This window comes from Streptomyces argenteolus, from assembly GCF_042902585.1.
In the GTDB taxonomy this organism is placed as follows: domain Bacteria; phylum Actinomycetota; class Actinomycetes; order Streptomycetales; family Streptomycetaceae; genus Streptomyces; species Streptomyces argenteolus.
The window spans coordinates 1,251,521-1,272,530 of sequence record NZ_JBIBEG010000002.1 but is presented as its reverse complement, the minus strand read 5'-3'; the positions used below and the strand labels follow the sequence as shown (position 1 = coordinate 1,272,530).

Sequence of the window (21,010 nt, the reverse complement as noted above, 5' to 3'; positions counted from 1 at the left end):
CCCATGGATCTTGGACTGAAGGACCGTGTGTACATCGTCACCGGGGCGACCCGGGGACTCGGCAACGCCACCGCGCGCGCCCTCGCCGACGACGGGGCCAAGGTGGTCATCTCCGGACGGGACGGGAAGACCGCCGTGGAGGCCGCCGCCGAGCTGGGCCCCGAGGCGATCGGCGTCGGCGCGGACAACGCCGATCCGCTGGCCGGCCGACGTCTCGTGGACGCGGCGAAGGAACGCTTCGGCAGGCTGGACGGCATTCTCATCAGCGTCGGCGGTCCCGCGCCCGGCTTCCTCGCCGACAACACGGACGACCAGTGGCAGTCGGCGTTCGAGTCGGTCTTCCTCGGCGCCGTGCGGCTGGCCCGAACGGCGGCCGAGGCACTCGGCGAGGGCGGCGTCATCGGCTTCGTCCTGTCCGGCTCGGTGCACGAGCCGATCGCCGGTCTGACGATCTCCAACGGACTGCGCCCCGGCCTCGCCGGCTTCGCCAAGTCACTCGCCGACGAGCTGGGCCCGCGCGGCATCCGGGTCGTGGGCGTGCTGCCCTCGCGGATCGACACGGACCGGGTACGAGAGCTCGACGCCCTGTCCGGCGACGCGGAGGCGTCCCGCACGGCCAACGAGGCGCGCATCCCGCTGCGCCGCTACGGCACCCCGGAGGAGTTCGGGAAGACGTCGGCCTTCCTGCTCTCCCCGGCCGCCTCCTACCTGACGGGCATCATGGTGCCGGTCGACGGCGGCGCCCGGCACGGCTTCTGAGGCGGCGTCGCGGACGGCCCGCCGTCAGGTCACCCGCTCCGCGTGGTGCTTGACCGACTTCAGACGGACCCCGGCGGGCAGCACGTCCGGCCCGTCCCGCCGTCAGGTCACCCGTTCCACGTGGTGCTTGACCGCCTTCAGACGGACCTCGGCGGGCAGCTCGTCCAGCCCGGCCGAGGTCCGCGCGTGGGTCAGCGCCCCCTCGGAGAGGCCTCGCAGCGCCAGCCCGGGAGACGCGTGCGGCTCCATCAGCATGCGGACCCTGGCCCGCGGGGCGGTACGCCGCCCGGTGAGCGCGGCCTTCGCGTCGGCGACCCCGTCCAGCCGGGCCGCCTCGACGCCGAGTACGCTCTCCAGCGCCCTGCCGCGCAGCATCGCTCCCTCTCCGTCGCCGCTGTCCACCAGCACCTCGGCAAGGCGTCTGCGGCGCAGCTGGGCCAGGAACCACCACAGCGCCAGGACCACCAGGACGGCCAGGACGGCGATGACGGTGGGCCACCACCAGCCCTCGTCCCGCCACCTGGTCCGGTCGGACCTGCTGAGCAGCACGTCGTCCGTGCCGTCCCAGGGCCACCAGGAGGGCAGGGACAGACCGAGGCCCGTCACGAGGACGGCGCCGCCGACGACGAGCAGGACCAGCCCGGCCAGGCCGAGCAGGACCCGGTTGACGGTTCCGATCACGGGGTCATCCCTTCTTCGCCGGCCGGTGGACGTGTACGGAGAGGCCTGGAGGCCGCGCCAGGCCCAGCTCACTGATCGCCGTGGACACGATGGTTTCCAGGTCGGCCCTGACGTCGTCGAGTTCACGGAAGTGCGAGACGGCCCGCACGCTCGCCTTGCGGCGCTTCATCCTGACCCGTACGGCCTGTACCCCGGCCACCTCCACCGCCCGGTCACGCAGCACGAGTGCCGCGGCGTTCCGGTCGAGACCGGCCCGGACCTCCGGGTGTTCGCGGCGCATGGGCAGAAGCTTGCGCAGTCCTGGGGTGAGGGCCAGGACGAGCAGCCAGAGCCCGAGAGCAGCCGCGAGGGCGGATCCCGCGAGCACCCATACGTCGTCGAGGTGACGGCTCGCCAGGTCGTCGGCGACCGTGCGCCGCCACTGCATGGCCGGGTGGTCGGCGCGGACCGCCGCGATGTCGTAGAGCAGGAGTCCGCTGCCACCGAGGACGATCAGGGCGACCAGCGCGGCGGGGACTCTGCGCCCGGACCAGAAGCGGCCCGCACGGCCGCCCTTCCGCTGCGCCGCGTCAGCGGCCTCGTAGGTCGAGCCCGACGCGGACCGGTCCATCTCGATTACGCCACCGGAGGGTGCCGGCTCCACCGTGGGCAGGCGCCGCGTGCTGTTCTCCGGGTCCTGGGGCTCGCTCATCGGATGCTCCCCTCCGGTGTCGCGCCCGATCCCTGTGCGTGCAGCCGTTCGACCTGAACCGCCACTTCGGGCACCTCCATCCCCGCCAGTGCTCTCACCCGCTCGGCGATGCGACGACGCACCGCACCGCACTGACGGCCGATGTCACAGGGGTAGGCCAGGTCGAGGCTGACCCGCACGCGCGCCGTGTCGCGGTGCACGGTGACGGTGGCGCGCGGGGAGGCGGCGCCCTTGGGCCGCTCGTCCACGGCCTCCTTCGCCGCCTGCGCGGCGATCTTCGCTACGACCCGGTCGGCGATCCTGGTCTGCCCGCGCTCGGCGGCGTCGACCCGGCCTGTCACCGCCGTCACCGTCGCCGGTCGCCGCGATCGCGGCGCCTGAAGAAGTCGCCGGGTTCGAGGTCGCCGTCCAGGAGGCGACCGGCGATGAAGCCGACCGCGCCCAGTGCGGCCACCAGCAGAAAGGCCCCGAAGCCGCCGAAGTAACCGGCGAAACCGAGCGCCATGCCGGCCACCAGGCCGACCACAGCCATGCTCATCTTGTGCTCCTCAACTGCCGCGCGTGTGGGGCTACTGGACGCGTGACTCGGATTCGTCCTCGTCGTCCTCCTCGTCGGGCAGCTTCACGTCGCTCACGGCGATGTTGACCTCGACGACTTCCAGACCGGTCATCCGCTCGACCGCCGCGATGACGTTCTCGCGTACGTCGCCGGCCACCTCCCTGATCGACACCCCGTAGACGACGACGATCTCCAGGTCGAGGGCGGTCTGCGATTCACCGACCTCCGCCTTGACACCGCGCGACACGGACCTGCCGCCGCCGGGGACACGGTCGCGCATCGCTCCGAAGGTCCTGGAGAGGCCACTGCCCATCACATGGACACCGGCCACGTCACGTGCGGCCATTCCGGCGATCTTCTCGACCACGCCGTCGGCGATGGTGGTGCGGCCGCGGGTCCCGGGAGCGCCGCCGCCGCGCTTGCTGAACTGGCTCTGCCTGCCCTCGTCCCCGCCGGGCGCACTGCCGGGGTTCTCGGGCCGGTTCCGCTGTGGGGTCTCGGTCATCGCCGCTCTTCCCTTCGGGGCGGGTGTAACTTCCGTTGCCCACAGTAAGTGCGCTTGCCCGGTCCCGCGCCACGGATGGGGCAGGGTGGAGCAATGACAACGGCTGACGGCCCGCACCGGGCCGACGGATGGACCGCCGCCGTACGCCGGCGGCTCGGACTGGGCAGGCTGCTGCCTCTGGGTGACCCCGAGGATGGTTCCTGGATCGCGGAAAGGGCTGCGGCGGCGGTGTTGCGCGACGCGGCCCGCGGTTCGGGCGCGGTGCTCGGGACGCTGAGGATCGCCCCCGCCGACGATGCCCACGAGGCCCCGGAACCAGTGGTTCCGCCGCCGCCCAGCGCCCTGCCGCCCGGCCCGTTGCGGATCGAGGCGGCCTTCGCCGCCACGGCCCGGCGACCACTGACCGTGACCGCGGACGCGTTGCGGGCGGCTCTGCTGGCGGCTGCGGCGCAGCGCCTCGGCCTTGTGGTGGACGAGGTGGACCTGCGGGTGACGGAACTGCTGGAGGAGGAATCCGCCGCGGTCGCGAAGCCGCCGTCCGAGGGACGCGCGGCGGAATCGGAGGGGCCGTCCGAGCTACGCCCGGCGGAACCGGAGGGGGCCGCCGGGGCGGCTGCGGCCGGCGTCCCGGGCGTGGTCGCGCTGACCCGGGTGCTGGGCCGCGCTGTCACGCACACGGAGGGGCACGTCCGGGTGGAGCTCGCGACAGACGGGGGCCACCGGGCGCTCGACGTGGCTCAGGCCGTGCGCGGGGCGGTGGCGGGCGCCGTGGAGGGCCGGCCGGGCGTCGCCGTGCTGGTCACGGCGGTGGTGGAGCGGGGCGAACGGCGACGGGGTGAGGACGGAGCGCCGGCACCGGGGTGACGGCGCCGCGGAACGGCGGACGCCCCTCGCCTCGCGGCGAGGGGCACGGCCGGGCCAGCCGCCCGTCCGGGCGGTTCAGTCCGCGATGCCCGCGAGGTCGCGCAGCCGGCGGCCCTGGGCGGCCCGCTCGGCGGTGCGCTGCTCCTCGTACGTACGCGAGACGGCGCCGCTCAGCAGCGCCTTGGTCTCGACGACCGCGTCGCGGGGGGCGGCGAGCAGGGCGGCGGCCAGGTCGCGCGCGGACGCGTCGAGCTGGTCCACGGGGACCACGAGGTTGGCGAGCCCGGTGCGTTCGGCCTCCTCGGCGTGCACGAAGCGGCCGGTGGCGCAGATCTCGAGCGCGCGGGCATAGCCCACGAGGTTCACCAGGGGGTGGGTGCCCGTGAGGTCAGGGACGAGACCGAGGCTGGTCTCACGCATGGCGAACTGGACGTCCTCGGCGACGATCCGCAGATCACAGGCGAGGGCGAGCTGGAAGCCGGCACCGATCGCGTGCCCCTGGACGACCGCGACGGACACGATGTCGTTGCGGCGCCACCAGGTGAACGCCTCCTGGTACGCGGCGATGGTCGCGTCGAGTTCAGCCTCGGGGCCGCGCGCCATGTCGAGGAAGGACGGCTCGCCGTCGAACCCCTCGGGGGTGAACGCCTGCCGGTCGAGGCCGGCGGAGAAGGACTTGCCCTCACCGCGCAGCACGACGACCCGCACGCTCCCGGGAAGTGCCCGTCCGGCCTCTGCCAACGCCCGCCACAGAGCGGGAGACTGAGCGTTGCGCTTGGCCGGGTTGGTGAGCGTCACCGTGGCAACCGCGTCTTCGACGGTGAGCCGTACGCCGTCCTTGTCGAGCACAGAGTCGAGCGAGGTCATGGAGCGCCTCCGGATCGGGTGCAGTCAGCACTTACTGGCAAGTAACTGAACAGTAACCACCCGGACGATCTGGCGATCGGCCGGGTGGCCACCCGGTGTTCCGGTGGGCCTCCAGGTCCGGACCTGAGCCCGAACCTGACCTCTGCCCGCCGTCAGGCCGAAGCGGCCTTCTTGCCGCGAGTCGCTCCGCCGCGTCCCCGCAGCGTGACTCCGGACTCGCTGAGCATCCGGTGGACGAACCCGTAGGAGCGGCCGGTTTCCTCGGCCAGCGCCCGGATGCTCGCACCGGAGTCGTACTTCTTCTTCAGGTCTGCCGCGAGCTTGTCGCGCGCGGCGCCGGTAACCCGGCTGCCCTTCTTCAGAGTCTCGGCCACCCGTGCCTCCTCAAGGAAGTGCGCTCTGGACTCTCATGATCACCCCTCCTGGGCTTCCTGGCCACCCATTCGGCAAGGTCCGTACGAGAGGATTCCGCACCCCGAGACGGTCCGACACAAGCGGAATCCAGGGCTCCCGAGGGTTCCGGAGGCCCCCTGGAGCGGGCAGCGTGAAGAACGGCCAGGTCAGGGCCGTAGGGTGCGAGGGGGCCCGAAATGGGTGCGCCCGGCAGCTATCGGCCGGGCGCCGCGCCGGGGTACGAGAGCCCCTCACCCAGATGATGGATCACCGATGGGCCGAATGATCCATACGCACTGGATCACCGGACGCCGCACCGTCCGGGGAGGGCACCCGGCGGGGCTCAGGCGAGGGCCACCAGGTCCCGGTAGTCCGCACCCCAGAGGTCCTCGACCCCGTCGGGCAGCAGGATGATCCGCTCCGGCTGGAGCGCCTCGACCGCGCCCTCGTCGTGGGTGACGAGGACGACCGCGCCCTTGTAGGTGCGCAGGGCCCCGAGGATCTCCTCGCGGCTGGCGGGGTCGAGGTTGTTCGTCGGCTCGTCGAGCAGCAGCACGTTCGCGGACGAGACGACCAGGGTCGCCAGGGCCAGACGGGTCTTCTCGCCACCGGAGAGCACTCCGGCCGGCTTGTCGACGTCGTCACCCGAGAAGAGGAACGATCCGAGCGTCTTGCGGACCTCGACGAGATCGAGGTCGGGCGCCGCGCTGCGCATGTTCTCCAGGACGGTGCGGTCCGGGTCGAGGGTCTCGTGCTCCTGCGCGTAGTAGCCCAGCTTGAGGCCGTGGCCCTCGATGACCTGACCGGTGTCGGGCTTCTCCGCGCCGCCCAGGAGCCGCAGCAGCGTGGTCTTGCCGGCGCCGTTGAGGCCGAGGATGACCACGCGGGAGCCCTTGTCGATGGCCAGGTCCACATCGGTGAAGATCTCGAGCGAGCCGTAGGACTTGGAGAGCCCCTCGGCCATCAGCGGGGTCTTGCCGCAGGGCGAGGGCTCCGGGAAGCGCAGCTTGGCCACCTTGTCGGAGACGCGGACCGCCTCCAGCCCCGACAGCAGGCGCTCGGCGCGCTTGGCCATGTTCTGGGCGGCCACGGTCTTGGTCGCCTTGGCGCGCATCTTGTCGGCCTGGGAGTTGAGTGCCGCGGCCTTCTTCTCGGCGTTCTGGCGCTCGCGCTTGCGGCGCTTCTCGTCGGCCTCTCGCTGCTGCTGGTAGAGCTTCCAGCCCATGTTGTAGATGTCGATCTGCGCGCGGTTGGCGTCCAGGTAGAACACCTTGTTGACGACCGTCTCGACGAGCTCGACATCGTGGGAGATCACGATGAAGCCGCCCCGGTAGGACTTGAGGTAGTCACGCAGCCAGACGATGGAGTCCGCGTCGAGGTGGTTGGTGGGCTCGTCGAGGAGCAGGGTGTCGGCGTCCGAGAAGAGGATGCGGGCGAGCTCGACACGGCGGCGCTGACCACCGGAGAGGGTGTGCAGCGGCTGGCCGAGCACCCGGTCGGGCAGACTGAGCGCGGCGGCGATGGTGGCGGCCTCGGCCTCGGCGGCGTATCCGCCCTTGGTGAGGAACTCTGTCTCCAGGCGCTCGTACTTCTTCATCGCCTTCTCGCGGGTGGCGCCCTTGCCGTTCGCCATCCGCTCCTCGTTCTCCCGCATCCTGCGCAGGATCTCGTCGAGCCCGCGGGCCGAGAGGATGCGGTCGCGGGCGAGGACCTCGAGGTCGCCGGTGCGCGGGTCCTGCGGGAGGTAGCCGACCTCGCCGCTGCTCGTGATCGTGCCGCCCGCCGGGTTCCCCTCCCCCGCCAGGCACTTGGTGAGGGTGGTCTTGCCCGCGCCGTTGCGGCCGACCAGGCCGATGCGGTCGCCCTTGGCGATACGGAAGGAAGCGGACTCGATGAGGATGCGGGCGCCGGCGCGCAGCTCGATGCCGGAAGCGGTGATCACGGAAATACTCCAGGGCGGTATGGACGGCGGAGGGACAGCGGACTCACGACTCGACGCCGTCTAATGCACAAGGAGAATTGCCATGGGACTCAGTCTACTGGCGGTGTCCACCTGCTTTTCCGCGTGCTCCCCGCAGCCCTCGCACCCGACCTCGGCCAGGCATACCGGACCGAACCGGCTGATACACACCCCAGGACGGCGCACACACCGTGGAGCGGCCGGAGCGGAGGGTGGCGGCCTCGCGCGGTGCGGCGAGGCCGCCGGCCCGGACGCGCCCGAGGCCGACGACGCGAACACCGGGGTCGGCCGCCGGCCGGTGGCGGTGCTCAGCGGCCTGCGGGACCGGCGAGCCGGAAGGGCCGCTGATCGCGGAGCCGCTCCGCGCCGACGCGTCCGGCGATCGGTGGAAGACTGAGACGCGGATCACATCCCGTCGGACGCGAGGAGGGTGCGGGAGATGGCACGGACGGACGGTGTTCCCACGGTGTACCCGGCGCTCCTGTACGACGACGCGAAGGCCGCGATCCGGGTGCTGACCGAGGCTCTCGGCTTCACGGAGGAAGCGGTCCACGAAGGGGAGGACGGCAGCGTGGTGCACGCCGAACTGTCCTGCGGCAACGGCAGGGTGATGCTCGGGTCCAAGGGGGGCGCAGGCGCGTTCGCCGAGGCGATGGCGGGCGCGGGGCCCGCGGCGGTGTACGTCGTCGTGGACGAGGTGGACGCCCACCACGCACGGGCCGTGGAGCACGGGGTGGAGATCCTGATGCCGCCCACCGACCAGGACTACGGCTCGCGGGACTACATGGCCCGGGACGCGGAGGGCAACGTGTGGAGCTTCGGGACCTACGCCCCGGGGTCCTCGGGCTGAGCCCCGGGGGTGTGACGCCGTCACGCCCCGCCGGTGTGCACCTGGAAGGCGGCTCGGCGTACGGCCTTGGCGAGGGCGGGGTCCGGGTGGGCGGCGGCCAGGGCGACGAGCACCTGGACCGTGCGCGGGTGGCCGACGGCCCGTACCTCGTCCAGGAGCGCGGGAACCGTGCCCTGGACCGCGGAGTCGAGATGCCTGACCAGCAGACCGGTCTCGCCGTGGTCGGCGACGGCCGCTGCGGTGTCGACCCAGAGCCAGGTGGCCTCCTCACGGCTCAGCACGTCCTGGGCGTCGTCCGGGTCGGTGCCCTCGTACTCGGCGAGCCAGAGCAGCGCGTACGGACGCAGGGGCGCCTCGGAGACGACCGAGCGGACCACGGGCTCGGCGGGGGCGCCGACGACACGCAGCGCCTCGAAGGCGAGACCGCGCAGCAGGGCGTCCTCGCCGCGCGCGACGGCGAGCAGTTCGGCCACGGCGCTGCCGACGGGCCGGGCGGCGAGCCAGGCCCGGTACTCCGCGCGGGCCGGACCGGGGGTGAGCCGTGCGCAGCCGAGCAGCATGTCGGCCGCGGACTGCTCGATGTTCCCGGCCGGGCTCTGGGCGGCGACGCAGATCTGCTCCAGCTTGACCCAGACCGCCCAGTTGCCCAGCGGGGTGAGGGTGGCGTGCCCGGCGCCGAGGGTGAGGGCGCCGACGGAGGCGAGGCCCTCGAGCGCCCAGTCGAGGAGCAGCGCGTTCAGGTCGACGGAGGTACCGGTGGCGCCCGCGGGGGCGGGCTGCTCCTGCGGCCCGTACGGCACCTCGCACCGCTCCTCGTGGAGTTCCGCGACCCGCTGGGCCAGCAGGTCGAGGAGCGCGGGCACGGTGACGGGGCCGGCCGAGAGCTGGAGGAGCGAGAGGACCTGGGGCACCGCCTCGACGGCCTCGGCCACCGCGGTGGCCTCGATGCCCTCGGGTGAGGCGTGGACGAGCGACCAGGCGTCGAAGAGCGCCACCCAGCCGCGGAGCACGGCGGAGTCGTCGCGGTCCCAGGCCCGCAGCCGCCAGCCGGGGCGGGCGGTGTCCCCGTGGAGCTCGATGAGCCCGGCCAGCCTGGCCCGGTCCCAGCCGGCCAGCACCTGGGCCGGGGTGAGTTCCAGCGCCGCCGAGGCCCGTTGCAGGGCCTGCGCGGCGAGCGGGGCGGATCCGGGGCTCGTGCCGTCCGCCGCCCAGTGGGCGATCCGCACCGCGTCGGCCAGTACGGCCCTGGCCTGGCGTGCCAGTTCCGCCGGGGGCGGTGTGCCCTCCGGTGGGCGGGGGGCCGGCCTGGTGCGCCGGGTCGACACGGCCTTTCGGGCGGTCGCCTGGGGTCGAGGGCGGACAAGTCGCAGCCTGGAGTCGCGCGGGGTACGGGACGTCACGAGGAGCAGTCTTGCCTCTGACGGGCCGAAAGCCCAAACGGAAGCCGTGTCACCGGGCTTGGAAGGCCACCGGGGCGGGGTCACCAACCGGTTGGTTCCGGCCCATCAGCTCACATCAGGGGCGTGAGGAAGCGCCGGAGGGCCTCTTCGTAGCCGGCCGGATCGGCATTCCACATCGCCGCATGCGGAGCCTGCGGCACGGAGTGCAGGGTCACCAGGTCGGGCCGGCGTGCGGCCAGCTCCCGGGACGGCTGCCAGGGGGCCAGGGTGTCGTCGGGGCCGTGGACGATGAGCGTGGGGGCGTGCAGGGCCGTCGGCACCGAGGTGTCCAGCAGCGGGGCGCCGCGCAGGCCCGTCTGGCCCTGGGCCGCGCGGACCGCGAGGGGCAGCAGGGCCGAGGGGACGCCTCTGGCCGAGGCGAGGGCGCGCAGGGTCGTCCTCCAGTCCAGCACCGGGGAGTCCAGGACGAGACCCCGGATGCGGTCGCGGAGCGCGGAGTTGACGGCCGCGTGCAGGGCCATCGACGCGCCGGACGACCAGCCGTGGACGATGACGTTCTCCGCGCCGTAGCGCACGGCGTAGCGGATCGCGGCGTCGAGGTCGCGCCACTCCGACTCGCCGAGGTGGGTGAGTCCGTCCGGGGAGCGCGGGGCACCCGGGTCGCCGCGGTAGGCCAGGTCGAGCACGGGCAGCTGCTGGCCGTGGAGGAAGCCGAGCACGTTCAGCGGGTGTTCCCTGGTGGTGCCGAGGCCGTGCACGGTGATCACCCAGGTGTCGCGGGCACCGGGCACGAACCAGGCGGGCAGGGCGCCCAGCTCCCCCGGGACCTCGACCTCCTTGTGGGCGAGGCCCAGGGCGGCCAGGGGGTCGCCCCGGTGGACTTCCGGGGTGAGGCGGACCCTGGAACCGGGTTTCAGACTGCCGAGGCTGACGCGTTCCAGCCGGCGTACGACCGTGTCGGCGGAGGCCTCGGGGTGGCCGGGCGGCTGTTCGATCACCGGTCCGACGACCGCGTGGACACCGCGGCCCGCCAGTCCGTACGTGCCGGGGCGCAGCGCGGAGAAGGAGCGGGTCAGGGTGACCTGCCCGGCCGCGGTGGCGTGCACGGTGAGACGGCGGTCCGCCGGGAAGGGACGTGGCGAGGGCGCCCCGAGGGCGGCGTCGCTGGCGTAGCGGCCGGCGGCGACCGCTGTCGCGCCGGCGCCGAGGATCGATGTGACGGCCACTGCCGCCGCTGTTGCCGGGCGCACGGCTCCAGTGTCACGGGCGGGGCGGCCGACGGCCAGTGGGCGACGGCCGTACGGTGCGGCCGGCGCCCTCAGCCGGGCTGGCCGTATCCCTCCAGCGCCTCCTGCACGTCCCGCAACTGGCCCGGGGTGAGGAGCGTCGGGCTGTGGCCGGGCACGGAGCTCGCGGTGAGCCAGACCCTGCACATCCATTCGAGCTGGGCGGTGCGGTCGTAGGCCTCGTCGAGGCTGTCCCCGTAGGTGACGGTGCCGTGGTTGCGCAGCAGGCATCCCGTGCGGTCGCGCAGAGCGGCGAGCATGTGGTCGGCGAGCTCCTGCGTCCCGTAGCGCGCGTAGGGGGCGGTGCGGACGGGGCCGCCGAGCAGGGCGGCGGCGTAGTGGACGAGCGGGACCTCGGGGACGAGGGTGGAGACGGCCGTGGCGTGGACGGCGTGGGTGTGGACGACGGCGCGGGCGCCGCTGCCGCGGTAGACGGCCAGGTGGAGCGGGAGTTCACTGGTGGGGACGAGGCCGCCCAGGACCTGGCGGCCCTCCAGGTCGACGCCGACCGCGTCGCCGGGGCCCAGCCTGTCGTAGGGCACCCCGGTGGGGGTCACCAGGACGATGTCGCCGACCCTGGCCGACACGTTGCCCGAGGTGCCGACGACCAGGCCCTCCTCCCGTGTCCGGCGGGCCGTCGCGACGACCTCTTCCCATGCCCGTGCGATCGCGTCCTGACGTCCGTCGCTCATGCGCAGATCCTAGGGCGGGGACGATCAGGTGACCGAGGTCTCCCCGGGACGGCGGACACGGCGGCCTTCGGGGGCGCGGCCACCACCACGGGCCGGGCGCCGCAACGGTGCGAGGCCGCCGCGCCGCTCAGGAAAGACACAAGCGGAACCCGCATACGCGGTTGGGGTCACCGTGCGGCCCTGCCCAGTTCATCTTCCGTTCACCCAGGTTGCTTACGTTCCACGTGCCAATGACGTCGAACGATTGCCTGGGTAAATGGAACACATCACGCTGCTGCTCGCGATTGTGGTCGTGACAGCTCTCGTGTTCGATTTCACGAACGGTTTCCACGACACCGCCAACGCGATGGCGACCACCATCTCGACCGGCGCCCTCAAGCCGAAGACAGCGGTGGCCATGTCCGCCGTTCTCAATCTCGTCGGCGCCTTCCTCTCGGTGGAGGTGGCCAAGACGATCTCCGGCGGCATCGTCGACGAGGGAGGCCTCAGAACCGAGGTCATCTTCGCCGCGCTCGTCGGCGCGATTCTGTGGAATCTGCTGACCTGGCTGGTCGGCCTGCCCTCCAGTTCCTCCCACGCACTCTTCGGCGGCCTCATCGGCGCCGCGGTCATGTCCGCCGGCTGGTCCTCGATCAACGGCGGCACCGTCGTCACGAAGATCCTGCTGCCCGCCATCGCCGCGCCCCTCGTGGCGGGTGTCGCCGCGCTTCTGGCCACGAGGCTGACGTACCGCCTCAACCGGAAGATGACCGACGAGGCGCAGCTGAAGTCCACCGCGAAGGGCTACCGCGCCGGTCAGATCGCCTCGGCCGGGCTCGTCTCGCTGGCCCACGGCACGAACGACGCGCAGAAGACCATGGGCATCATCACCCTGGCCCTGGTCACCGGTGGTGTCCTCGCCCCCGGCTCGAACCCGCCGGTCTGGGTCATCGCCTCCGCCGGTATCGCCATCGCGCTGGGCACCTACCTCGGCGGCTGGCGCATCATCCGCACCATGGGCAGCGGCCTCACCGATCTGCGCCCGCCGCAGGGCTTCGCGGCCCAGACCAGCGCGGCCACGGTCATCCTGGCCTCCTCGCACCTCGGTTTCTCGCTCTCGACCACCCAGTCCTGCTCCGGTGCCGTCATGGGCGCGGGACTCGGACGCAAGGGGGGCGTGGTCCGCTGGTCCACCGCCACCCGGATGTTCGTCGCCTGGGGCCTCACGCTGCCGGCCGCCGGTCTGGTCGGCGCGGGTGCCGAGTTCCTGACCAAGCAGGGCTCCTGGGGCGTCGCGGTGGTCGCCGTGCTGCTCGTCGCGGGCTCCGGCGCCATCTGGCTGCTGTCGCGCCGCAAGCCGGTCGACCACACCAACGTCAACGCGACCGAGGGCGAGCCCGCGGGTGTCGTCACCACCGCCATCGCGGCCGTCAGCCCGCCGCCCGCGGGCCTGAACGTCCCGGATTTCAAGACCACCATCCACGCCCCGACGGCCGAGACCCCGGCCGACCGGCCGGCCACGGTGTAAGGACAGATCCCCATGAACATCGACTGGGCAGCCCTCGCCTCCGTCTTCGGCGTCAGCCTCGTGGTCACCGTCGCCCTGGTCGGCCTCTTCACCCTCGGCATCACCGGACTCGCCAAGCAGGCGTCCACGACGCAGACCGGTGGGACCGGCGCCCTGGCGCGCACCGGCGCGTACGCCTGCTTCGCGCTGTGCGCGGCGGCGGTCGCCTACGGGATCTACCTGATCGTCGCCTGATCCCGAGCGGACTCCCCCGGGCCGGACACACCGCGCGTGTGTCCGGCCCGGTGTGCGTCTCAGCACACTGAAGCCCCGCAGGTCAACGGCAGGTTGACGGGCCTTCCTGGGCCGTGGTGGACTGCCGGAGCCATTTACGGCGACAGGAGAGGAAGCCGGTGCGAATCCGGCGCGGTCCCGCCACTGTCACCGGGGAGCAGCCTCCATACGGAAGTCACGGTCCGCCGACGCGGACTGGAAGGCCGGAGGACCTGCGGATCCGGGAGCCAGGAGACTCTCGTCGCCGGTCACGTCGAACCAGGGCGCGGACCCTGAGTGAGGACATACGCCATGTCTGGCTGCCCTGCGTCGGTCACCGCACCGCCATCCGTCACGAAGGCCCTTCGAGGCGCGACGGCCGGCTGAGCCGTGCGAGCCGACCGCATCTTCGTGTACGGCGCCGCCGCCGGCCTGATCGGCGACCTGCTGCTCGGTGATCCCCGGCGGGGCCATCCCGTCGCCGCCTTCGGGCGTGCCGCGGCGCGCGTCGAGAGCCGGCTGTGGCGTGATCACCGTGGCTGGGGCGCCCTGCACGCACTCGTCTGCGCGGGGGGTGCCGCGGGAGCCGCGGCCCTGACCGCCCACGCCGTGCGCGGGCGTCCGGCGGCGGCCGTGGCGCTGACCGCAGCCGCCACCTGGTCCGTCGTCGGGGGGACGTCGCTGGGCCGCGAGGCCCGTGCCGTGGGCGGGTCGCTCGCCGCCGGGGACGTCGAGGCGGCCCGGGAGCGGCTGCCGCATCTGTGCGGGCGCGACCCCCAGTCCCTGGACACGCAGCAGATGGCGCGTGCGGTGGTGGAGTCCGTCGCCGAGAACACCTCCGACGCCGTGGTGGGCGCGCTGGTGTGGGGGGCGCTCGGCGGTGTGCCCGGGCTGGTCGCCTTCCGCGCCGTCAACACCCTGGACGCCATGGTGGGGCACAGGTCGCCCCGCTACCGGCGCTACGGATGGGCGTCGGCGCGCCTCGACGACCTGGCCGGCTGGCCCGGGGCCCGGCTGACCGCCGCGCTGGCGGTGGCCGCCGGGGGGCGCCCCCGCGAGGCCGTCCGGGCCTGGCGGGCGGACGCGGACAGGCACCCGAGCCCCAACGCGGGCCCGGTGGAGGCCGCGTTCGCGGGGGCACTGGGAGTGCGTCTCGGCGGCACCCTGGCGTACGGCGGGCGGGTCGAGCACCGGCCCGTACTCAACGGGGAGGCCGGCCGCGAGGTGCGGGTCTCGGACATCGAACGCGCGGTGCGGCTCTCGCGCCGGGTGAGTGTGCTGGCCCTCGCCGTGTGCGCGGCGGGGAGGCTGGCCATGGGGCGGAGGGGCAGATGAGCGGCGGGCTGCTGGTGGCCGGCACCACCTCGGACGCGGGCAAGAGCGTCGTCACGGCCGGGATCTGCCGCTGGCTGGTGCGCCGGGGGGTGAAGGTCGCGCCGTTCAAGGCGCAGAACATGTCGCTGAACTCGTTCGTCACCCGCGAGGGGGCCGAGATCGGCCGGGCCCAGGCCATGCAGGCGCAGGCCGCCCGGGTGGAGCCCTCGGCGCTGATGAACCCGGTGCTGCTCAAGCCCGGCGGCGACCGGTCCAGCCAGGTCGTCCTGATGGGGAAGCCGGTCGGCGAGATGAGTGCGCGCGGCTACCACGGAGGACGCCAGGAGGCGCTGCTCGGGACGGTCGTGGACTGCCTGGAGCAGCTGCGGAGCACGTATGACGCCGTGATCTGCGAGGGGGCGGGCAGCCCCGCCGAGATCAATCTGCGGCGGACGGACATCGTGAACATGGGCATCGCGCGCGCCGCGCGCTTTCCCGTGCTGGTGGTCGGCGACATCGACCGGGGCGGGGTGTTCGCCTCGTTCTTCGGTACGACGGCGCTGCTGAGCCCCGAGGACCAGTCGCTGATCGCCGGGTACCTCGTCAACAAGTTCCGCGGCGACGTCTCGCTGCTGGAGCCCGGTCTCGACATGCTGCTCGGGCTCACGGGGCGCCCCTCGTACGGGGTGCTCCCGTACGCCCACGGGCTGGGCATCGACGAGGAGGACGGGCTGCGCGTCTCGATGCGCGGGACCGTACGCGAGTCGGTCGTCGCTCCTCCGCACGGCGAGGACGTGCTGCGGGTCGCGGTGTGCGCCGTACCGCTGATGTCGAACTTCACCGATGTGGACGCGCTGGCGGCCGAGCCCGGTGTCGTGGTGCGGTTCGTGGACCGGGCGGAGGAGCTCGCGGACGCCGATCTCGTGATCGTGCCCGGGACACGGGGCACCGTGAAGGCGCTGGCGTGGCTGCGGGAGCGGGGGCTCGCCGAGGCGTTGCGGCGGCGGGCGGCAGAGGGACGGCCGGTGCTGGGCATCTGCGGCGGGTTCCAGGTGCTCGGCGAGTGGATCGAGGACGACGTGGAGTCCCGGGCCGGGCTGGTCGAGGGGCTCGGGCTGCTGCCCGTGCGCGTCCGCTTCGGCCGGGAGAAGGTCCTGGAGAGACCTTCCGGGTCGGCGCTCGGGGAGCCCGTGGAGGGTTACGAGATCCACCACGGCGTCGCCGAGGTGTACGGCGGTGAGGCCTTCCTGGACGGCTGCCGGGTGGGCCCGGTGTGGGGGACGCACTGGCACGGGTCGCTGGAGAGCGACGCGTTCCGGCGGGCGTTCCTGGGCGAGGTCGCGCGGGCCTCGGGCCGGCGGTTCACCGCGGCACCGGACACGAGCTTCGGCGCGCTGCGCGAGGAACAGCTCGACCGGCTGGGGGACCTGATCGAGGAGCACGCGGACACCGACGCGCTGTGGCGGCTCATCGAGCGGGGCGTTCCGGCGGGGCTGCCGTTCCTCGCCCCGGGCGCGCCGCCCGTGCCGGAGCCGCGCGTCGCCGGCCGGGGGCGCGGTGGGTCCGATCATGCAGGTTCCGTGACGACACAGGAGGCTCAGTGAGTACCCCGTATCCCTTCACCGCCCTGGTGGGCCAGGACGATCTGCGGCTCGGGCTGCTGCTCAACGCGGTCAGCCCGGCTGTCGGCGGGGTCCTCGTGCGGGGTGAGAAGGGCACGGCCAAGTCCACCGCCGTGCGGGCCCTGGCCGCGCTGATGCCGGAGGTCGCCGTGGTGGCGGGCTGCCGGTTCTCGTGCGACCCCGCGGCCCCCGATCCGGCGTGTCCCGACGGTCCGCACGAGCCGGCACCGGGTGTGCCGCGCCCGGCGCGGACCGTGGAGCTGCCCGTCGGCGCGTCGGAGGACCGGCTCGTCGGCGCACTCGACATCGAGCGGGCTCTGTCGGAGGGCGTCAAGGCCTTCGAACCGGGCCTCCTCGCGGACGCGCACCGCGGGATCCTGTACGTGGACGAGGTCAATCTGCTCCACGACCACCTGGTGGACCTGCTGCTCGACGCGGCGGCGATGGGCGCCTCGTACGTCGAGCGCGAAGGGGTCTCCGTCCGCCACGCCTCACGGTTCCTGCTGGTCGGCACGATGAACCCCGAGGAGGGCGAGCTCCGGCCGCAGTTGCTGGACCGCTTCGGGCTGACGGTCGAGGTCGCCGCCTCACGCGACACGGACCAGCGCGTCGAGGTCGTGCGCCGGCGGCTGGCGTACGACGACGATCCGGCGGGGTTCGCAGCACGGTGGGCCGACGAGGAGAGCGCGTTGCGTGAGCGGATCTCCGCCGCGCGCGCCCTGTTGCCCCGCGTGGTGCTCGGCGACGGCGTGTTGCGGCAGATCGCCGCCACGTGCGCGGCGTTCGAGGTGGACGGGATGCGTGCCGACATCGTCATGGCGCGCACCGCGACCGCCCTGGCGGCGTGGGCGGGGCGCGAGGAGGTCGTCGCCGAGGACGTGCGGCAGGCCGCGCTGCTCGCACTCCCCCACCGGCGCCGCCGCAATCCCTTCGACGCGCCCGGCCTCGACGAGGACAAGCTGGACGACACGCTGAAGGACGCGGAGGGCGGGGGCGACGACGACCCCGGGCCCGGGGGGCCCGGCGGCGGAGCACCTCCGCAGGGGGACGGCGGAGTGCCTCCCCAGGACGCCGGCCCCGAGGGGGGCGGCCGGGAGGACCGGGCGCCGGGCGCACCGGAGCCGGCGGAGGCCGGGAGCGGTGACGCTCCCTCGTCCTCGCCCGCGCCGTCACCGGGCGCCCAGGCGGGCGAGCGGCAGGCGGTGCGGTCCGGCGAGCCGTTCCGCACGAAGGTGCTCAGCGTGCCGGGTCTGGGTGAGGGGGCGGCCGGGCGGCGGTCCCGGGCGCGTACGGAGCACGGCCGGACCACGGGTTCGCGGCGGCCCGAGGGGGCGCTGACGAAGCTGCACCTGGCGGCGACCGTGCAGGCGGCGGCGCCGCATCAGCGGGCCCGGGGACGCTCGGGCCGCGGGCTCGTCGTACGGCGGGACGATCTTCGCCAGGCGACCCGGGAGGGGCGCGAGGGCAATCTGGTCCTGTTCGTCGTGGACGCCTCCGGGTCGATGGCGGCCCGGCAGCGGATGAGCGCCGTGAAGGGCGCCGTGATGTCGCTGCTGCTGGACGCCTACCAGCGGAGGGACAAGGTCGGTCTGGTCACCTTCCGGGGCAGGGACGCCGAGGTCGCGCTGCCGCCGACCTCCTCGGTGGACGCCGCCGCCGCCCGGCTGGAGTCGCTGCCGACCGGCGGGCGCACGCCGCTGGCCGCGGGGCTGCTGAAGGCGCACGACGTGCTGCGGGTGGAACGGCTGCGCGACCCGTCGCGCCGGGCGCTGCTCGTGGTGGTCACCGACGGCCGGGCCACGGGCGGCGTCGATCCGGTGGCGCTGGCGGCGCGGGCCGGGCGGCTGCACGCCGGCGAGGGCACCGCGTCGGTCGTCGTGGACTGCGAGTCGGGGATTGTGCGCCTCGGTCTCGCCGCACAGCTCGCCCGGGATCTGGGGGGCAGCGCGGTCACGCTCGACGAGCTGCGCGCCGACTCGATCGCCGGGCTGGTCAAGGACATCACAGCTGCCGGGAGGGCCGCGTAATGCCACAGGGACAGCCGGTATCGGTACCGGACGACGGACTGACGACCCGGCAGCGGCGCAACCGCCCGCTGCTGTTCGTGCACACGGGCATCGGGAAGGGCAAGTCGACCGCCGCGTTCGGGCTGGCGCTGCGGGCCTGGAACCAGGGCTGGCCGATCGGGGTGTTCCAGTTCGTGAAGTCCGCGAAGTGGAAGGTCGGCGAGGAGAACGCGCTGAAGGTGCTCGGGGCGAGCGGCGAGGGCGGCAGCGTCGCCTGGCACAAGATGGGCGAGGGGTGGTCGTGGGTCCAGCGGGGCCTGCACGGGGACAACTCCGACAACGAGGAGAAGGCCCGCGAGGGCTGGGAGCAGGTCAAGCGTGACCTGGCCGCCGAGACGTACAAGCTGTACGTGCTCGACGAGTTCGCCTATCCGATGCACTGGGGCTGGATCGACACCGACGAGGTCGTCGAGGTCATGCGGGACCGGCCGGGGACCCAGCACGTGGTGATCACGGGCCGCAACGCCCCGCGGAAGCTGATCGAGGCCGCCGACCTGGTGACCGACATGTCGAAGGTCAAGCACCCGATGGACGCCGGGCAGAAGGGCCAGAGAGGCATCGAGTGGTGAGTGTTCCTCGTCTGGTCGTCGCGGCGCCGTCGTCGGGCAGCGGCAAGACCACGGTCGCCACAGGGCTGATGGCCGCCTTCGCGGGACGTGGCCTCGCGGTCTCCCCGCACAAGGTGGGGCCCGACTACATCGACCCGGGCTACCACGCGCTGGCCACCGGTCGGCCGGGGCGCAACCTCGACGCGTACATGTGCGGGACCGACCTGATCGCCCCGCTGTTCGCGCACGGTGCGCAGGGCTGCGATCTGGCCGTCGTCGAAGGCGTGATGGGGCTGTACGACGGGGCGTCGGGCCAGGGCGAGCTCGCCTCGACCGCCCAGGTGTCCAAGTTGCTCAGGGCGCCGGTGGTGCTCGTGGTCGACGCGTCCTCCCAGTCGCGCTCGGTGGCGGCCCTCGTGCACGGCTTCGCCTCCTGGGACCCGGAGGTGCGGATCGGCGGGGTGATCCTGAACAAGGTGGCGTCCGACCGTCACGAGGCCCTGCTGCGGGAGGCGCTGGACGAGTCGGGTCTGCCCGTGCTCGGGGTGCTGCGCCGGGCGCCGCAGGTGGCGACGCCCTCACGTCATCTGGGGCTGGTCCCGGTGGCCGAGCGGCAGGCCGACGCCCTCGACGCCGTACGGGCGATGGGTGAGCGGGTGCGGGAGGGCTGCGATCTGGACGCCCTGCTGGCGCTGGCGCGCACGGCACCCGGCCTGCCCGGCGAGGCCTGGGAGCCGGAGCGCCACCCCGACGACGGGACCCGGCCGGTGGTGGCCGTGGCGGGCGGCGCGGCGTTCACCTTCGCGTACGCGGAACACGCCGAGCTGCTGACGGCGGCCGGCGCGGAGGTGGCGGTCTTCGATCCGCTGCGCGACGAGAAGCTGCCCCCGGGCACCGCCGGCCTGGTCGTCGGCGGCGGCTTCCCCGAGGTGTACGCCCCGGAGCTGTCCGCGAACGAGCCACTGCGCCGGGCGGTGACCGAACTGGCCCTGTCCGGCGCCCCGGTGGCGGCGGAGTGCGCGGGCCTGCTGTATCTGGCCCGTGAGCTGGACGGGCGGCCGATGTGCGGGGTGCTGGACGCCTCGGCCCGGATGTCGGAGCGGCTGACGCTCGGTTACCGGCAGGCGGTGGCGGTCACCGACAGTGTGCTGGCGGTGGCGGGGACGCGGCTGCGCGGGCACGAGTTCCACCGCACCGTCCTGGAACCCGGCGCCGGAGCGACGCCCGCCTGGGGCCTGCACCAGCCGGAGCGGCGGGTGGAGGGGTTCGTCCAGAAGGGCGTGCACGCGAGCTATCTGCACACGCACTGGGCGGCGTCGCCCGGGGTGGCCCGGCGCTTCGTGGAGCAGTGCCGGGGGTGAGGGCGGAGCTTCGTCCCGCCGTCCCGTCGCCGGTCGTGCGCGTGGCCGGAGCGGCGCGAGCGCGGAACCGGCCGGTGCCGGGAGCCGGGTCACTCCGCGAGGCCGACCACCAGCCAGATGAAACCCACGCCCGCCACGGTGCACAGCATCGTGGAACGGGCCGGGTGGCGGTGGTGCGCCTCGGGCAGGATCTCGGCGGCGGCGAGGTAGAGCAGTGCCCCGCCGAAGAAGCCGAGATAGCAGCCGAGCAGTTCCTCCGGAAGGGTGAACAGCAGCGTGGTCGCGGCTCCCACGATCGGGGCGACGGCGTCCGCGTAGAGCATCAGGAGCGCCTTGCGCCGGGCGTTTCCGTAGAGGCTGGTGATCGTGTACGTGTTGAAGCCGTCGGCGAAGTCGTGGGTGATGACGGCGAGCGCGACGGCCGCTCCCATGCCTCCGCCGATCTGGAAGGCGGCGCCGAGCGCGATGCCGTCCATCAGGCTGTGCCCCACCATCGCGGCTGCCGCCGTCAGGCCCACCTGCGGGACCCGTTCGTCGCTCGCCCCGTGTGCCGCCTGGCGTACCGCGAGCGAGCGCTCGACGAGATGGGCGGTCAGGAAGCCGCCCACGAAGAGCAGCAGGGCGGCCGGCACGCCGAAGACCACTCCGTCGGCGGCCTCCAGCGCCTCGGGCAGGAGGTCGAGGCCGACCACGCCCAGCATGAGTCCGCCGGCGAGGCCGAGCACGAGATGCCGGCGGTCACTGACGCGCTGTGCGACCCACCCGCCCGCAAGGGTCATCAGGAACGCGCCGAGCGCGACGAATACCGCCATGGGCCCTTGCTAGCGGATCGA

Annotated in this window: 22 protein-coding genes and 1 riboswitch; of the genes, 10 read left to right on the top strand and 12 right to left on the bottom strand. The window is 73.4% G+C overall.

Features of this window, described 5'->3' with window-relative positions; translation table 11 throughout:
• The first annotated feature begins 3 nt into the window (after window positions 1-3).
• Entirely contained in the window at window positions 4-759 is a 756-nt protein-coding gene (locus tag ACFY8O_RS12285) for an SDR family oxidoreductase (protein ID WP_387900960.1), read from the top strand.
• A gap of 102 nt (window positions 760-861) precedes the next feature.
• Here the strand turns inward: ACFY8O_RS12285 and amaP are convergent, their stop codons facing one another.
• The 5 genes from amaP to ACFY8O_RS12260 are packed head-to-tail and all read right to left on the bottom strand — an operon-like array spanning window position 862 to window position 3,195.
• Window positions 862-1,440, bottom strand: a complete 579-nt coding sequence (gene amaP, locus ACFY8O_RS12280; RefSeq protein WP_387900958.1) for an alkaline shock response membrane anchor protein AmaP — start codon at window positions 1,438-1,440, stop codon at window positions 862-864.
• 4 nt (window positions 1,441-1,444) lie between these two features.
• On the bottom strand, window positions 1,445-2,131 hold the full coding sequence (locus ACFY8O_RS12275) for a DUF6286 domain-containing protein (protein WP_145802603.1): 687 nt from the start codon (window positions 2,129-2,131) through the stop codon (window positions 1,445-1,447).
• The gene (locus ACFY8O_RS12270) at window positions 2,128-2,481 is read right to left on the bottom strand and encodes an Asp23/Gls24 family envelope stress response protein (protein ID WP_145802601.1); all 354 of its coding nucleotides are present in this window, start codon (window positions 2,479-2,481) and stop codon (window positions 2,128-2,130) included. The genes ACFY8O_RS12275 and ACFY8O_RS12270 overlap by 4 nt, the downstream gene beginning before the upstream one ends.
• Window positions 2,478-2,669 carry a hypothetical protein gene (locus ACFY8O_RS12265; protein WP_145802599.1) on the bottom strand — a complete coding sequence of 64 codons (192 nt, stop codon included), beginning with the start codon at window positions 2,667-2,669 and terminating at the stop codon, window positions 2,478-2,480. The genes ACFY8O_RS12270 and ACFY8O_RS12265 overlap by 4 nt, the downstream gene beginning before the upstream one ends.
• A 31-nt stretch (window positions 2,670-2,700) precedes the next feature.
• Window positions 2,701-3,195 carry an Asp23/Gls24 family envelope stress response protein gene (locus tag ACFY8O_RS12260; protein ID WP_145802596.1) on the bottom strand — a complete coding sequence of 165 codons (495 nt, stop codon included), beginning with the start codon at window positions 3,193-3,195 and terminating at the stop codon, window positions 2,701-2,703.
• Between the two features lie 93 nt (window positions 3,196-3,288).
• Between ACFY8O_RS12260 and ACFY8O_RS12255 the strand changes: the two genes are divergently transcribed.
• Window positions 3,289-4,059, top strand: a complete 771-nt coding sequence (locus ACFY8O_RS12255) for a hypothetical protein (protein ID WP_387900953.1) — start codon at window positions 3,289-3,291, stop codon at window positions 4,057-4,059.
• 75 nt (window positions 4,060-4,134) lie between these two features.
• On the opposite strand, the gene ACFY8O_RS12250 is transcribed toward ACFY8O_RS12255, so the two are convergent.
• From ACFY8O_RS12250 to ACFY8O_RS12240, 3 genes are all read right to left on the bottom strand, one after another.
• Entirely contained in the window at window positions 4,135-4,926 is a 792-nt protein-coding gene (locus tag ACFY8O_RS12250; protein WP_145802592.1) for an enoyl-CoA hydratase/isomerase family protein, read from the bottom strand.
• Window positions 4,927-5,078: 152 nt separating this feature from the next.
• Window positions 5,079-5,300 (bottom strand): helix-turn-helix domain-containing protein, encoded by a 222-nt coding sequence (locus ACFY8O_RS12245; RefSeq protein WP_006123601.1) that lies wholly within the window; start codon window positions 5,298-5,300, stop codon window positions 5,079-5,081.
• A gap of 362 nt (window positions 5,301-5,662) precedes the next feature.
• Window positions 5,663-7,261: an ABC-F family ATP-binding cassette domain-containing protein gene (locus tag ACFY8O_RS12240; protein WP_145802590.1), complete on the bottom strand. Its 1,599-nt coding sequence runs from the start codon at window positions 7,259-7,261 to the stop codon at window positions 5,663-5,665.
• 457 nt (window positions 7,262-7,718) lie between these two features.
• Between ACFY8O_RS12240 and ACFY8O_RS12235 the strand changes: the two genes are divergently transcribed.
• A complete protein-coding gene (locus ACFY8O_RS12235; protein ID WP_145802588.1) occupies window positions 7,719-8,129 on the top strand; it encodes a VOC family protein in 411 nt (136 codons plus the stop codon).
• 20 nt (window positions 8,130-8,149) lie between these two features.
• Here the strand turns inward: ACFY8O_RS12235 and ACFY8O_RS12230 are convergent, their stop codons facing one another.
• The 3 genes from ACFY8O_RS12230 to ACFY8O_RS12220 form a co-directional block, all read right to left on the bottom strand.
• Window positions 8,150-9,454, bottom strand: a complete 1,305-nt coding sequence (locus ACFY8O_RS12230) for a hypothetical protein (RefSeq protein ID WP_145802821.1) — start codon at window positions 9,452-9,454, stop codon at window positions 8,150-8,152.
• A 185-nt stretch (window positions 9,455-9,639) separates the two neighbouring features.
• Complete coding sequence (locus ACFY8O_RS12225; protein WP_387900949.1) at window positions 9,640-10,779, bottom strand: alpha/beta hydrolase; 1,140 nt, start codon at window positions 10,777-10,779, stop codon at window positions 9,640-9,642.
• A 68-nt stretch (window positions 10,780-10,847) separates the two neighbouring features.
• Window positions 10,848-11,507 (bottom strand): class II aldolase/adducin family protein, encoded by a 660-nt coding sequence (locus ACFY8O_RS12220; protein ID WP_387900946.1) that lies wholly within the window; start codon window positions 11,505-11,507, stop codon window positions 10,848-10,850.
• Between the two features lie 256 nt (window positions 11,508-11,763).
• Here ACFY8O_RS12220 and ACFY8O_RS12215 point away from each other — a divergent pair, with 256 nt between their 5' ends.
• The 7 genes from ACFY8O_RS12215 to ACFY8O_RS12185 all read left to right on the top strand — a co-directional run bounded on the left by ACFY8O_RS12215 (window position 11,764) and on the right by ACFY8O_RS12185 (window position 20,177).
• Window positions 11,764-13,014: an inorganic phosphate transporter gene (locus tag ACFY8O_RS12215; RefSeq protein WP_387900945.1), complete on the top strand. Its 1,251-nt coding sequence runs from the start codon at window positions 11,764-11,766 to the stop codon at window positions 13,012-13,014.
• Between the two features lie 12 nt (window positions 13,015-13,026).
• Window positions 13,027-13,248 carry a hypothetical protein gene (locus ACFY8O_RS12210; protein ID WP_145802581.1) on the top strand — a complete coding sequence of 74 codons (222 nt, stop codon included), beginning with the start codon at window positions 13,027-13,029 and terminating at the stop codon, window positions 13,246-13,248.
• Between the two features lie 148 nt (window positions 13,249-13,396).
• Window positions 13,397-13,525: riboswitch (cobalamin riboswitch) on the top strand.
• Window positions 13,526-13,656: 131 nt separating this feature from the next.
• The gene (locus ACFY8O_RS12205; protein WP_145802579.1) at window positions 13,657-14,601 is read left to right on the top strand and encodes a cobalamin biosynthesis protein; all 945 of its coding nucleotides are present in this window, start codon (window positions 13,657-13,659) and stop codon (window positions 14,599-14,601) included.
• On the top strand, window positions 14,598-16,184 hold the full coding sequence (locus ACFY8O_RS12200; RefSeq protein WP_387900942.1) for a cobyric acid synthase: 1,587 nt from the start codon (window positions 14,598-14,600) through the stop codon (window positions 16,182-16,184). Before ACFY8O_RS12205 ends, ACFY8O_RS12200 begins: the two co-directional genes overlap by 4 nt.
• The gene (locus tag ACFY8O_RS12195) at window positions 16,181-18,229 is read left to right on the top strand and encodes a putative cobaltochelatase (RefSeq protein WP_387900939.1); all 2,049 of its coding nucleotides are present in this window, start codon (window positions 16,181-16,183) and stop codon (window positions 18,227-18,229) included. Before ACFY8O_RS12200 ends, ACFY8O_RS12195 begins: the two co-directional genes overlap by 4 nt.
• Window positions 18,229-18,837: a cob(I)yrinic acid a,c-diamide adenosyltransferase gene (cobO, locus tag ACFY8O_RS12190; RefSeq protein ID WP_387900936.1), complete on the top strand. Its 609-nt coding sequence runs from the start codon at window positions 18,229-18,231 to the stop codon at window positions 18,835-18,837. Before ACFY8O_RS12195 ends, cobO begins: the two co-directional genes overlap by 1 nt.
• Window positions 18,831-20,177 (top strand): cobyrinate a,c-diamide synthase, encoded by a 1,347-nt coding sequence (locus tag ACFY8O_RS12185; RefSeq protein ID WP_387900934.1) that lies wholly within the window; start codon window positions 18,831-18,833, stop codon window positions 20,175-20,177. Before cobO ends, ACFY8O_RS12185 begins: the two co-directional genes overlap by 7 nt.
• Window positions 20,178-20,266: 89 nt before the next feature.
• Here ACFY8O_RS12185 and ACFY8O_RS12180 read toward each other — a convergent pair whose 3' ends face one another.
• The gene (locus ACFY8O_RS12180) at window positions 20,267-20,989 is read right to left on the bottom strand and encodes a ZIP family metal transporter (protein WP_145802571.1); all 723 of its coding nucleotides are present in this window, start codon (window positions 20,987-20,989) and stop codon (window positions 20,267-20,269) included.
• Window positions 20,990-21,010 lie beyond the last annotated feature (21 nt).

What these genes read in the sequence shown, in the direction of transcription:
- ACFY8O_RS12255 (WP_387900953.1), top strand. Translation starts at nt 3,289, where the DNA reads ATGACAACGGCTGACGGCCCGCACCGGGCCGACGGATGGACCGCCGCC.
- ACFY8O_RS12265 (WP_145802599.1), bottom strand. Translation starts at nt 2,669, where the DNA reads ATGAGCATGGCTGTGGTCGGCCTGGTGGCCGGCATGGCGCTCGGTTTC.
- ACFY8O_RS12235 (WP_145802588.1), top strand. Translation starts at nt 7,719, where the DNA reads ATGGCACGGACGGACGGTGTTCCCACGGTGTACCCGGCGCTCCTGTAC.
- ACFY8O_RS12275 (WP_145802603.1), bottom strand. Translation starts at nt 2,131, where the DNA reads ATGAGCGAGCCCCAGGACCCGGAGAACAGCACGCGGCGCCTGCCCACG.
- ACFY8O_RS12215 (WP_387900945.1), top strand. Translation starts at nt 11,764, where the DNA reads ATGGAACACATCACGCTGCTGCTCGCGATTGTGGTCGTGACAGCTCTC.
- ACFY8O_RS12260 (WP_145802596.1), bottom strand. Translation starts at nt 3,195, where the DNA reads ATGACCGAGACCCCACAGCGGAACCGGCCCGAGAACCCCGGCAGTGCG.
- ACFY8O_RS12285 (WP_387900960.1), top strand. Translation starts at nt 4, where the DNA reads ATGGATCTTGGACTGAAGGACCGTGTGTACATCGTCACCGGGGCGACC.
- cobO (WP_387900936.1), top strand. Translation starts at nt 18,229, where the DNA reads ATGCCACAGGGACAGCCGGTATCGGTACCGGACGACGGACTGACGACC.
- ACFY8O_RS12220 (WP_387900946.1), bottom strand. Translation starts at nt 11,507, where the DNA reads ATGAGCGACGGACGTCAGGACGCGATCGCACGGGCATGGGAAGAGGTC.
- ACFY8O_RS12250 (WP_145802592.1), bottom strand. Translation starts at nt 4,926, where the DNA reads ATGACCTCGCTCGACTCTGTGCTCGACAAGGACGGCGTACGGCTCACC.
- ACFY8O_RS12180 (WP_145802571.1), bottom strand. Translation starts at nt 20,989, where the DNA reads ATGGCGGTATTCGTCGCGCTCGGCGCGTTCCTGATGACCCTTGCGGGC.
- ACFY8O_RS12210 (WP_145802581.1), top strand. Translation starts at nt 13,027, where the DNA reads ATGAACATCGACTGGGCAGCCCTCGCCTCCGTCTTCGGCGTCAGCCTC.
- ACFY8O_RS12200 (WP_387900942.1), top strand. Translation starts at nt 14,598, where the DNA reads ATGAGCGGCGGGCTGCTGGTGGCCGGCACCACCTCGGACGCGGGCAAG.